Below are 11393 nucleotides of genomic sequence, written 5' to 3'. Positions count from 1 at the left end.
GACCCCAGGGAGCATTCCCATGGCTGCTCAGACCGCATCGATCGTCCTTGAGCCCGAGGCACAGGACATCGCCGACGCGACCTCGCAACACCCGTTCCTGTACGAGCTGGAACCCACCGCGGCGCGCAAGGTCCTCGACGACCTCCAGGCCGCACCGGTCGACAAGCTGCCCGTCGACGAGGAGTGGGTCACCGTTCCCGCCGCCGTGGGCGACGTACGGGTCCGCATCGTCAAGCCGCGGGGTGCCACTGGGACGCTGCCCGTCGTGCTGTACATGCACGGCGGTGGCTGGGTACTCGGCAATGCCGGCACGCACGACCGCCTGGTGCGCGAGTTGGCGGTCGGCGCCCGTGCGGCGGTGACGTTCGTGGAGTACACACCGTCGCCCGAGGCGCACTACCCCGTGGCCATCGAGCAGGGCTACGCCACCGCGCAGTGGATCGTCCGCGAGGGTGCGACCAAGGGGCTGGACGCACAGCGCATGGCAGTGGCCGGGGAATCGGTCGGCGGAAACATGACGGCCGCACTCGCCCTCATGGCCAAGGAACGCGGCGACGTCACGTTCGTACAGCAGTCGATGTACTACCCCGTCACGGACGCGGCCATGAACACCGATTCCTACGACCAGTTCGCCACCGGCTACTACCTGAGCCGCAAGCTGATGGAGTGGTTCTGGGACGCGTACACGATCGACCCGGACCAGCGCGCGGAGATCACCGCATCTCCCAACCGCGCCGCCATCGACCAGCTCACCGGCCTGCCGCCCGCCCTGCTGATCGTCGACGAGGCCGACGTGCTCCGCGACGAGGGCGAGGCATACGCCGCCAAGCTCCGAGCAGCCGGCGTGCCGGTGACCACCGTGCGCTACGACGGCACGGTCCACGACTTCATGATGCTCAACTCGCTGAGCCAGTCCAAAGCCGCTCGCGGAGCCATCGACCAGGCCACCGCGTTCCTCCGCAACGCCCTCGGAACAGCCCAGGTCTAGGTGGCGCCGCGTCAGGTCCTGGTTCTGCATGTCGGCAGGGGGCGGCCGCAGGCGGTACAGGTGCCGGTCCAGCACGTCACCCCCACGGTGATTGGTTCACGAACTGCTGCACGGCCTGCACGGCCGGCAGCCGCTCGGGCGTCGGCAGGGCCCGGGGACGGTGTCGCGGCGCGGCGGCGACGTGGATGTCGCTTGGGCCCTGTCCGGCGGATCTTGTGACCGTCGTGGTCTCGGGTCGTTCGCACGCCATGGGGTGGGGAGATCTGTCGAACGCGGAGTGGGTCCGGCTGAAGCCGCATCTGCCGGAGTCCGGGAAGCGCGGTGGCCGTTGGGCCAGCCACCGCAGGATCATCAACGAGATCTTGTACCGGCAGCGCACCGGGGTGCCCTGGCGGGATCTGCCCGCGCGTTTCGGTCCCTGGAAGACCGTGCACGAGCGGCACAGACGCTGGTCGGCGGATGGCACGTGGGACAGGGTCTTCGCGGCCGTACTGGCCGACGCCGACGCGGAAGACGGCATCGACTGGTCGATGGTGAGCGTGGACTCCACCTCCTGCCGGGCCCACCAGCACGCCGCCGGGCCCGCAGAACAGCGCCGCGAGTACTGGGGAACGGCGCACACCCCTGGCAGCATCGCCCTGACGAGGGACTCGGACGCTCCCGGGGCGACCTGACCTGCAAGATCCATCTCGCCGGTGAGGGCGGGCGCCGCCCTCTGGCCCTGCTGATCACTCCGGGCCAGTGGGGCGACGCCCCTCAGCTCATCCCGGTCATGGAACGCATCCGCGTCGGTCGGCTGGGCGGCGGGCATCCGCGCACCCGGCCCGACCACCTCGGCGGCGATAAGGCGTACTCGTCCCTCCGTAACCGTCGCTACCTGCGACGACGCCAGATCAAGCACACCATCCCCGAACCGAGGAACCAGCGGGCCAACCGCCGACGCCGGGGCAGCAGGGGCGGCCGGCCCGCCGGCTTCGACAAGACGATCTACAAGCGCCAGGAACGAAGTTGAGCGGACGATCAACGCGTTGAAGGGCTTCCGGGCGGTGGCCGCAAGGCCGGCCCGGACCGCGGACAACCATGCCTTGCTCGACGGTGCTGCGGTCGCCGGAGGCACCATCGACGGCACGCCCAGCGGGGCCGTCCTGCTCCACGCCCCCTGTGCCGGGGCGCTCCGCACGTCGTGCGGCGTCCCGAACAGCCGGGCTGACCAGGCTCCTGCTGCTCACCGGGGAATGCCCCGAACCGGCCTGGCAGGTAGACGGCGTCGGCAGGGCCGAGATCTGCCGGGCGCACGCCGCTTCCCCGCGTGACGCGAGTTCTTCGAGCAGAAAATCGCCGAAGTGTTGGCGGCAGGTGCCGGTGAAAGCCGGATGGGACAAGGCTGTGCGGAGCAGCTCGTAGTTCACACCCTGAGAGCTCGCACGGCTGCCCTCATGTCGTGCTCGGTTCCTCGGGATGTGCCCGGGCGGCTGCACAGGAAGAGCCCGGCGCTGAGCAGGACGAGGTTCTTGACGACGAATTCGCCAGTCATCGTCAGCTGCCAGGGGTTGGCGTGCTGGAAGGCGATTCCCGGGAGAAAGACCAGAACGCTGAAGGTGCTGAGCATGTGGGCGGCGAACAGCGGCAGCAACCACATGAGGCGACGTCCCGACAGGAACCAGAGCCCTACGACGATTTCCAGGATGCCCACCGCAGACACGAACCAGCTCGGGGTGGTGAACGGCACGGCATCGCGAACGAGCTGGCCCACGGGGGTGGAGTCAGCTGCCTTGAGGGCCCCGAACCATACGTAGACCATCCCGAGGGACAAGCGCAGGGCGAGAAGTCCATGACGGTTGAGCTGGCGCAGAGCGAAGGTGAGTGACGGCATGCTTCTTCTCAATCTCGACATCTGGCGATTCGCCTTCCAAGATCTTCACAGCCGGTTTCGCCATGCGAGTCCCCAAAGGAATCACCACGGCGCACAACCGGCGAGTGGTCCCGGCATGAAGGTTCCGGGCCTTCGGCTACCGCCGACAGCCCAGACTTGACGATCGAAACCGCAATGATGGTTCGATCCGGCAGTGGTCTCGGCGCTGCCCCCCCAGCTATCAGCTGGCACTGAGCCGGCGCGCGGGCATCCGCGCACGTCGGCAATCCGCCCATCGACCCGCGTGAGGGGACAAGCGGTCAGCAGCAGACCGGACGTACCGGCGGGCCCCTGCGGAAGACGGCGTATCGCAGCGGCCACGCGCGCAGCCGCCGAATGGGACCGTAAACGGCCCCGGGACGTACAGGGGAGGCCGGGCCGACATAGGCGAATGACTGCAGAGCACGCCGCAGCGGTGCGAAGACAGAGGCGGCCAACGACCGGCACAGGCGGAACGCCGCCGCCTCACCGCGCCACAGCCACAACCCGCAGATCAGCGCGGCCAGGCCGTGCGCGAGCCCCATGCCGAGGGACCACGAGTGTCCGGCGGTCGCCATGCCCACGGAGCCGGACATTCCGCTCATGCCGGCCATGCCGTCGTGCGCGGTCATGGGGGCAGACATTGTGGATTCCGTCGGCGACTGCCACAGGCTGAACGCCGTGTGCAGCACGACCTGCGCAGCCACGGCGGAGCCGGTGACCACGAGGGCGCCGCGCTCCCGCCCGGTCAGCCACCACGAGCCCGCCATGGTCGCGGCGAACGCGTACGCCACCACCCACACGGGCACGGCCTGACCGGACATCAGCGCGTGCCCCAGAGTCGACGCCACCACACACACCGCCGCGAAGACAGCAGCACGTGCGAGGCGGAATCCAGGCCCAGGGGTCACGGCCGCCAGCGTAGTACCAGCGGACCCCCGCAAAGGGGGCCAAGGCGCATGTTTCCGTATTTTTTTGACATATTCGGGCAATTGGATGCCGTCATCGTGCTCACAGCTGTCGAGGGTTGCCTGCACGGCCGTCCGGGGCGTCTGCCTCACGTCATCACGCGCGCTGTGAGTCATGCCCTCACGCCGGAACTCACCCTCCTGGTCGCCCTACACCTCGACGGCGAGTGAGCGCAGCAGGGTGTGCCTCCTGTCGTGACGTAGCGACCAAGGTGGAAATCCGCAGGGCGTGCTTGCGGTTCACCAATCAGCGACGCCTTCTCGCCTTGATCCCTGACGCCATCTGGAGGGACTCCGGGAGGGCGGTGAGCGGCGTTCTGCCCGTTTCGCGCTTTTGGCTGGGTCTGCCGGGCCGGCAGTGGCCTCTCCGGGTGGCTATGGCCGTGGCTGGGTGAACAATGCCTGCTCGGGCTCGGTCAGGATCCCGGTTCGGCCAGCCGCTTGAGCTTCCCCACGGCCTGGGAGCTGTCCGGGCTGTCCTTCCCTGGTCGCGCCGGCGTCGGTGGTGGGGCCCCTACGGCAGCACTTCCTCCGTCACCTCGATGTGGCCCTGGTCGGGGTCGATGACGCCGCCGAGGCGTTGGAAGGCGCCGTCGGTGAGGTCGAGGCACTTGGGTTCCTGCGGGGTCTGGGTGAAGGTGCCGCGGTCGTTGATGCGGACGATGAGGGAGGAGCCGTTTGCGTTGTTGGTGACCTTCACCCGGGTGTTGAAGGGGAGTTATCGAGCGGGAATGCGGGCAGGGCTGCGGTTCAGCCCGCCGCGCGGTAGGCGGCGCCCACCTGCGTGGCGGTCGTGCCGTTGTACAGTCCGGTGCCGTCGCCGCGGCTGGTGGAGAGCGTGAACCAGGCATACCGCTCGACGAACGGCAGGCCCTGGAGCATGGCCGTCGACTGCTGCACGAAGGCCTCCTGCTCCGTCTGCGTCGGGTACCGCGGTGTGCCGGACGAGAAGTCGATGAGGGCGTACTCGGTGAGCCAGAGCGGCTTCTGGTGGCGGTCGTGGGTGGCCTGGAGGTAGCCGCGCAACTGGCTGGTGGCGTTGGCGGCGTTGAAGTCGGCGCCGTACCAGTGGACGGGCAGGAAATCGACCTTGAGGCCGCGGCCGGCGGCGCCCTGGAGGAACTGGTCGAGCCAGCCGCCGGCGGTGTCCGCGCCGGTGGCCACCGCGGGCGCGCCGAGCCGCAGGCCCGTCGACTGCAACCGGGGCCACAGGTCGAGCGCTTGGTTCACGGGCATGGTCGCCTGCCCCGGATGGTCGGGCTCGTTGAAGCCGAGCAGGGTCGTGCCCTGCTGCTTGGCCTGGTTCAGCTCGTCGTCGGTCACCGAGCCCGGCCCCCAGATCATCGGGACGAACTCGACGCCGTCGGGCGCGGCGATCCCGGACCGGCCCGAGGACCAGGTGTAGAACCAGCCGGCCCTGGAATCGGCGAGGGCCTGGGCGTCGCCGGGAAAGTTCCAGGCGCTCACGCCCTTCTTCTTCACGTCGGCGGCGTCCGGAACCGTGATCCGGTTTGTGGCCGTTGCCGGGGTGCCGTCCGGGGCCGGGGCAGCCGCGGCGCGGCCGGCGGCCGAGAGCGCGAGCGGGGCCGCCAGCGCGGCGGTGAGGATGCTTCTTCTGCGCATGGTGTGTTCCCGTCCGGTCAGGCGCCGCGGTGGAATTCGACGGTGAAACCGCTGCACCGGCTGCACTGCTGCATGACCTGGTTGCCCGGCTCCTGGTCCTGCCCCGACCAGCCGTACGCCTTCGGGCAGTTGGTGGCGATCATGTCGCTGTAGGGGGTCTTGGCGTCGCGGTTCGGGCTGGTGCACAACTTCGGCGTGCCGTCGTCCCACCGCGTCAGGTTGTCCGCGGGGCACTTCGGCAGCAGATCCTCGGCGCAGCCCACCTCGCCGCAGCCGCCACCGGAGCCGGACACCTCGGTGGGCGTGATCGTGATCGGCACGGAGAAGGCGTTGACGTAGCTCACGTTGTACCAAGGCGCCAGGCCGTCGCCGCTGTCGAAGTTGAACTCGGCGAGACTGACGGGCTGTTCACCGGTATCCGGCGCGCAGTGGTCGGCGAAGACGCCGCAGTCGCCCAGCTCGCAGTGGAAGCTGCTGCCGGACGCGCCGCTGCACCCCATGCGGGCGAAGAACTTGCCGCGCCAGTAGCCGGGGGCCGTGTCCTCCGGGACGGTGACCGTCGCCGACTGCCCGGGGTCCAGGACCGGCAACGACCCGAAGTTCTTGGAACCATCGGCGTTGACGGCGCTGCCGACCCAGATCTTCTTGCCGGTGCTGTTGACGAATGTCACCGTGTGGGCGCCCACGGTGGCCGCGGCCGGCGTGGCGCCGTCGAGCGCCGTATCCGTGGCCGTCTTCGCCTGGGGCCGGGCGTCCGTATGCGACGGGACCAGCACCAGTAGCGCGGCGACCACGGCGATCATGGCCGTCAGAGTGCTCAAAGCCTTGCGCAAAAAAGCTCCTCCGTCGAATGTGTGGGGGGAGGCGGGGAGGCGGGGCCGGGTCGGTCACGTCGGTGGGTGGGCGGGGCGAACGTCGGCGTGGCGTGCGGCGGCCGGAGTGCGTCGCGGTGGCCGCGGTCCCGGCCGAGCCGGAGCCGGGCGCCTGCGGCGCGCCGGGAGGACAGAGCGGGGCCTGCCACGGCCCTGGCCACGAGGGCACATCGGTTGCGCGTGGCAGGACTTGGGCGGTTGGGGGCCGGTGGATGCGGGAGCGGTAGGCGGACGGTGACGCGGCCGATCATCGGTGGGGTCGTGCAGGATGGCAACGTTGCCATCCCCGGGCGCGGAAGTCCCAGGAGTACGTGCGGGATTCCGACGGGCCCATATCAGCCGTCGTCTCCGCGCCTGTCAATGGACGAGATCCGTTTCCGGCCAGGGGAGGGGAGGCGGCGGGGTGTGCCGCGACCGGTTCGTGTACCGGCCCGCGGTGTTCTCGGAGGAATTGAGCGCCGTCATGCACATTCAATGCGGCCCATGTGGCGGCCGCTGTCGTTGATCAGGTTCATTCGACCGCCGGTGGCTCCGGTCACCGTCGTTTGACGTACTCGACGATGTCGATGAGGTCTTCGAGGTCTCGTGGCTGGCGATCGAGCCGGTCGAGGTCGTAGAAGGTGGCGCCGTCGATCATGCCGAGGGCGAGGTCGGCGAGCAGCTGGCGGAACTCGGGCCGTAGGACGATCCAGTCGATGGTGCCGTCGGCTTTGGTGATCTTAAGTCGGGTGGTAAGGCTGCCCCAGATGCACGGCGGACGCCATCGGCGCACGATGAAAGGGACGTGAGTGTTCCGACGATCCTGCGTCCGGGGTGGGCGACATGGATGTGCCACAGGAAATGTCCCAGGCGCTCTCCGACAGCCTCGCCGATCTCCTCCCAGTCGACGGAGTGAACGGCGTCGACATCGGGCTCGATGCCTCGGGGGAGTCGTTGAGGATGCGGATCCTGGTCAGTGACCCGGACCACCCACCCGGCGGGCTACCGGAGACCATCGGTGGATTCCCCGTGCTGCTGGTGCTCGGCGACCCGGTTGCCGAGCAAGGATGCGCATCTGATGAGGCGAAGCACGATCCGCTCGTCGGCGGGATCCAGATCGGCCCGCGGACCACGACGGGCGGCCTGGCCACCGCCGGAACCCTCGGCTGCATCCTGCGCGACAGGGCCAGCGGAGACCCCGTCGGCGTGAGCAACGCCCACGTCATCTGCGGGATGCCGGACGTGCTCCAGCAACCCGCCCCGCACACCGATCCGCCATCGGGCCTCGAAGAACTCGGCACGGTCCAGCACTGTGAGATTCCCAGCAGCCCGGCGTTCTTCCCGACGCCCGGCATGGGCGGGGTGTCCGGCGAGTTCGACGCGGCCACCTGCTCGGTCGACCTCGCGATCAACAAGGGCAGGATGGCGAACGTGGGCGAGATAGCCGACCTCGGCACCGTGACGGGCTTCGGCTCACCGCACCTCGGCGACCGGGTGCGCAAGCGGGGCTACAAGACGCGTCTCAGCCACGGCGTGGTCGACGGCACACTCGGCAGCTACCAAGTCAGAGACGAAGGCGGCACGGTGCTGTGGTGGATGCTCGGGCAGACGTCCATCGCCATGCTGCCCGACCTGGGCCTCAATCCGTGCGGAGTGTGGTCCCGGCACGGCGACTCGGGATCGGTAGTGGTGAACGATGCCAACGAGATCGTCGCGCTGCACTTCGCCGGAGACGGCGGACATGGCTACGCCACCGACTTCGCCACGGTCGCCGTCGCGCTGGGCGTCGGCCTGTGACTGACGGCTGCGCCTTCAGCGCACGTCCATCGGCAGGGCGGGGTCGGTTGGTCCGGCTTCCGCACGGGGGCAGCGCCAGAACATTGCGTAGCCGTTGGGTGCCTCCTCGAACCGGGCGCCGTCGAAGACCGCGCTGTGGACGCGCTTGAACGCCTCCCGTGTCAGGAAGCGGTCACCGGCCCGGTGTGCCAGCCACGCACCGGTCCGCAGCCGGAACACGGTCCAGACCCTGGACTGGCAACCCACAGCAGACACCATGGATTTGACCGGCGAACCACCGAACGCGCCGGTCGACGTCACGGTCGCCTCGCACGGCATCTACAGCGACAGCCAGCCCTTCTTCATGCTCCTGGCGACGCTCGCACCGGGTGTCTCGCACCTCCGGGAAACCGTGTGGCGCCGCCGCTTCACGCACGTCCCGGAACTCCGACGGCTCGGCGCCGACATCGAGGTGACCGAAGCCCGGGCCCGGATACGCGGCGGCTGCCCGCCCAACCGCCCGGATCAGTCCGTGGCCGGCGGCGACCTCCGCGCCGCAGCCGCCCTACTGCTCGCCGCCCTCGCGGTGCCCGGCCAGGTCCGGGTGCACGGCGCCGAACATCTCGTACGCGGCTACGAGGACCTGGTCACCGACCTAGTAAGACTGGGAGCACATATCCGGTCCGAGCCCTGAACGACGGCCGGCACTGCGGAGCCGGGACCGCTCATCGACACAGTCAGGGAGGGCCGCCGAGAATGCTGTGTTCTGTCGGCCGACGTCCACACCCTGACTGTGCCGACAACGCCGTCCGAGCTGCCCCCGTGCCAACTCGACAGTGCGGAGCGAGGCGTTCCTTGACGACATCGGCGGTTCGGAACGTGGCGGGACGGGGCGGTTGGACCACGATGTGGTGCAGGTAGCGCTCGACGATGGCGCGGCGTTGACGCAATGTGCCCGATGTCCAGCGCTTGAGAAGCTCGTCCGCTGACACAGTGGGGGATGGCGTGGTCTCAGCGGCTTCTACGGCCTCCCGGTGCGCCGAGGTTTTCCGGTTGATGGCGGCCCGCATGGTGAAGTAGTGCGCTCGGCGGAGAATTGACAGTTTGTTACTCGCTACCACTGGGTTCTCTGGTACGTCTGGCCGAAACGGTCGAAACCTGACAGGGCGCACATGCCCCACGCCTCCGAATTCCGGAGCGAGACGTATTGCGTTAGAGCGCACTCCAACTCCTACGTTCGGAAGCATGCGATACAGCAAACTCGGAACAACCGGACTGGAAGTCTCCGCCATCACCCTCGGCTGCATGAGCTTCGGCGAGCCGGACCGGGGCGGCGAGCCCTGGTCGCTGGGCGCGGACGCCAGCCGGGACATCATCAAGCAGGCCCTCGAGGGCGGCGTCAACTTCCTCGACACGGCCAATGGGTACAGTGCCGGAAGCAGCGAGGAGATCGTCGGCCAGGCGGTCAAGGACTTCACCCGGCGCGAGGAGGTCGTTCTCTCCACCAAGGTCTGGATGCGGATGCGCCCCGGCCCGAACGGCGCCGGGCTGTCCCGCAAGGCGATCTTCGCCGAGCTCGACGCCTCCCTGAAGCGACTGGGGACCGACTACATCGACCTGTACCAGATCCACCGCTGGGACTACGACACCCCGATCGAGGAAACCCTCGAAGCGCTGCACGACGCGGTCAAGTCCGGGAAGGTCCGCTACATCGGAGCCTCTTCCATGCACGCCTGGCAGTTCGCCAAGGCCTTGTACCTGGCTGACCTGAACGGCTGGACCCGGTTCGTGTCGATGCAGGACCACTACAACCTCATCCACCGAGAAGCAGAGCGGGAGATGCTCCCGCTCTGCGCCGACCAGGGCATCGGCGTGATCCCGTGGAGCCCGCTGGCGCGGGGCAGGCTGACGCGGGCCCGGGACACCGCCACGGCGCGTGCCGAGACCGACGAGGGCGGCAAGATCCTCTACCGCGACGAGGACCAGGCAGTGGCCGAGCGCGTCCACGAGATCGCGGGCAAGCGGGGTCTGTCCCCGGCCCAGGTCGCCCTGGCCTGGGTCATGCGCAACCCGGTGGTGACCTCGCCCATCGTCGGGGTCACCAAGCCGGCCCAGCTGGCCGACGCGGTCGCCGCGGTGGACGTCGAACTCGACGAAGACGAGGCCGCCTACTTGGAGGAGCCCTACCAGCCGCACGAGGCCGCCTACCTGGAGGAGTCCTTCTACAAGCCGCAGCCTGTGGCGGGCTCCCGGTAGTCCGGGCTACCGCCGGGTCTTCGACGAGTCCTTGGCCTCGGCCTTCACGGCCCTGTGGTCGGCCCGGCGGTGCTCGCGGGCGGTCGCGCGCAACTGCATGATCCGCGCGCTGCCCGCCAGCGCGGTGAGCAGGATGCCCGCCACCGCGCCAGCAGCAGGGCCACGCGCAGCGGAACGTGCCCGTGGGCACCGAAGCAGCTGACGTCCACCGACTGCTCCTGAAGCTCGGGCGTTTCGAGCTCGCGTTGCCTGAGCAGATCACGGTGCACCTTGACGCGGGCCACGACTCCACGGTCACCCGCAAACCGCTGACCGATCTCGGCTGCGAGTGGCGGATCCGGCCCAAGGGCATCGTGATCCCGATCAACCACACTCGCCGCTGGGTCGTCGAGCGCACCAACTCCTGGTACAGCCGCGGCTTCAACTTCACCCCGTCCTGCACGGAACGTCGAGCGGTCGTCATCAACGCACTGCTGGCGTCGATGACCGCGATCATCGTGATCCGGCGCCTCATCCGCGAAGCCCGGACCAGCCAACGCTGGGACACACGGCCAGCCCGCCGACCATGACGCCTTGTCCGCTACCCGCGGAATCTCCTACAACGAAGATCCGTCTTGCTGCCGACGGCCGTGTCGTCCCCTCGCGTTCGTCCTGACCGGCGGCCAAGCGGGCGACGCACCCACCTTCATGGACGTCATGGCCGGCCTCCGTGTACTACGTCGCCGCGGACGGCCCCGAACCAGGCCGGACGTAGTCATGGCCATCCCGTGGTTCCCCATGGCAACCGGTCAGCTCGCACGCTCCGGAGGTCCTCCGGACACGCTCGCCAAGACCTACGATGCGCCCCTCCCAGCTGGCCCTGGCCTGGCTGCTGCGATGCTCCCCGGTGATGCTGCCCATTCCCGGCACCTCCGGCGTCCCCTGCGTCGAGGAGAACACTCACGCAGCGCGGATCGCCCTGAGTGACACCGAGTTCCAGGCACTCAGCCGAGCCGTTCAACCCAGCGGCCCGCGCCGCGAAGCATCCTGTGGGTTGCCCC

Annotated in this window: 12 protein-coding genes and 3 pseudogenes; 7 read left to right on the top strand and 8 right to left on the bottom strand. The window is 69.0% G+C overall.

All coding sequences use genetic code 11. The features are described from left to right. Positions 1–19 precede the first annotated feature (19 nt). Both CG747_RS40355 and CG747_RS40350 read left to right on the top strand, forming a co-directional pair. Positions 20–988, top strand: coding sequence for an alpha/beta hydrolase (locus CG747_RS40355; protein WP_100606868.1), 969 nt, complete (start codon positions 20–22; stop codon positions 986–988). A gap of 248 nt (positions 989–1236) precedes the next feature. Next, positions 1237–2046, top strand: a pseudogene (locus tag CG747_RS40350) (IS5 family transposase); the annotation flags it as partial. A gap of 347 nt (positions 2047–2393) precedes the next feature. Here CG747_RS40350 and CG747_RS40345 read toward each other — a convergent pair. From CG747_RS40345 to CG747_RS40315, 6 genes and pseudogenes are all read right to left on the bottom strand, one after another. Further along, positions 2394–2861, bottom strand: coding sequence for a DoxX family membrane protein (locus CG747_RS40345; RefSeq protein WP_100606867.1), 468 nt, complete (start codon positions 2859–2861; stop codon positions 2394–2396). A gap of 299 nt (positions 2862–3160) precedes the next feature. After that, positions 3161–3790: a hypothetical protein gene (locus CG747_RS40340; RefSeq protein WP_146022246.1), complete on the bottom strand. Its 630-nt coding sequence runs from the start codon at positions 3788–3790 to the stop codon at positions 3161–3163. A 571-nt stretch (positions 3791–4361) separates the two neighbouring features. Next, a pseudogene (locus tag CG747_RS40330) lies at positions 4362–4553 on the bottom strand (hypothetical protein); the annotation flags it as partial. A gap of 44 nt (positions 4554–4597) precedes the next feature. Then, complete coding sequence (locus CG747_RS40325; RefSeq protein WP_100606864.1) at positions 4598–5470, bottom strand: glycoside hydrolase family protein; 873 nt, start codon at positions 5468–5470, stop codon at positions 4598–4600. 17 nt (positions 5471–5487) lie between these two features. Beyond that, complete coding sequence (locus CG747_RS40320) at positions 5488–6273, bottom strand: thaumatin family protein (protein ID WP_100606889.1); 786 nt, start codon at positions 6271–6273, stop codon at positions 5488–5490. Positions 6274–6877: 604 nt separating this feature from the next. Continuing rightward, positions 6878–7114 carry a recombinase family protein gene (locus CG747_RS40315; protein WP_100606863.1) on the bottom strand — a complete coding sequence of 79 codons (237 nt, stop codon included), beginning with the start codon at positions 7112–7114 and terminating at the stop codon, positions 6878–6880. Positions 7115–7164: 50 nt separating this feature from the next. Between CG747_RS40315 and CG747_RS40310 the strand changes: the two genes are divergently transcribed. Further along, the gene (locus CG747_RS40310) at positions 7165–8118 is read left to right on the top strand and encodes a hypothetical protein (protein ID WP_146022245.1); all 954 of its coding nucleotides are present in this window, start codon (positions 7165–7167) and stop codon (positions 8116–8118) included. Between the two features lie 15 nt (positions 8119–8133). On the opposite strand, the gene CG747_RS40305 is transcribed toward CG747_RS40310, so the two are convergent. Further along, positions 8134–8337, bottom strand: a complete 204-nt coding sequence (locus CG747_RS40305; RefSeq protein WP_146022244.1) for a hypothetical protein — start codon at positions 8335–8337, stop codon at positions 8134–8136. A gap of 37 nt (positions 8338–8374) precedes the next feature. Here CG747_RS40305 and CG747_RS40300 point away from each other — a divergent pair, with 37 nt between their 5' ends. Both CG747_RS40300 and CG747_RS40295 read left to right on the top strand, forming a co-directional pair. Next, complete coding sequence (locus tag CG747_RS40300) at positions 8375–8791, top strand: hypothetical protein (protein ID WP_100606860.1); 417 nt, start codon at positions 8375–8377, stop codon at positions 8789–8791. Positions 8792–9342: 551 nt separating this feature from the next. Further along, positions 9343–10353, top strand: coding sequence for an aldo/keto reductase (locus tag CG747_RS40295; protein ID WP_100606859.1), 1011 nt, complete (start codon positions 9343–9345; stop codon positions 10351–10353). A gap of 6 nt (positions 10354–10359) precedes the next feature. On the opposite strand, the gene CG747_RS48530 is transcribed toward CG747_RS40295, so the two are convergent. Further along, positions 10360–10497 (bottom strand): hypothetical protein, encoded by a 138-nt coding sequence (locus CG747_RS48530; RefSeq protein ID WP_180985924.1) that lies wholly within the window; start codon positions 10495–10497, stop codon positions 10360–10362. A gap of 38 nt (positions 10498–10535) precedes the next feature. Here CG747_RS48530 and CG747_RS40290 point away from each other — a divergent pair, with 38 nt between their 5' ends. Both CG747_RS40290 and CG747_RS51165 read left to right on the top strand, forming a co-directional pair. Next, positions 10536–10922: a hypothetical protein gene (locus CG747_RS40290; RefSeq protein ID WP_100606858.1), complete on the top strand. Its 387-nt coding sequence runs from the start codon at positions 10536–10538 to the stop codon at positions 10920–10922. Further along, positions 10906–11341: pseudogene (locus tag CG747_RS51165) on the top strand (aldo/keto reductase); the annotation flags it as partial. The gene CG747_RS40290 and the pseudogene CG747_RS51165, both read left to right, overlap by 17 nt. Positions 11342–11393 lie beyond the last annotated feature (52 nt).

The organism is Streptomyces sp. CB02959 (genome assembly GCF_002803155.1).
GTDB lineage: Bacteria > Actinomycetota > Actinomycetes > Streptomycetales > Streptomycetaceae > Streptomyces.
This window is presented reverse-complemented; position numbering and strand designations above follow the sequence as displayed.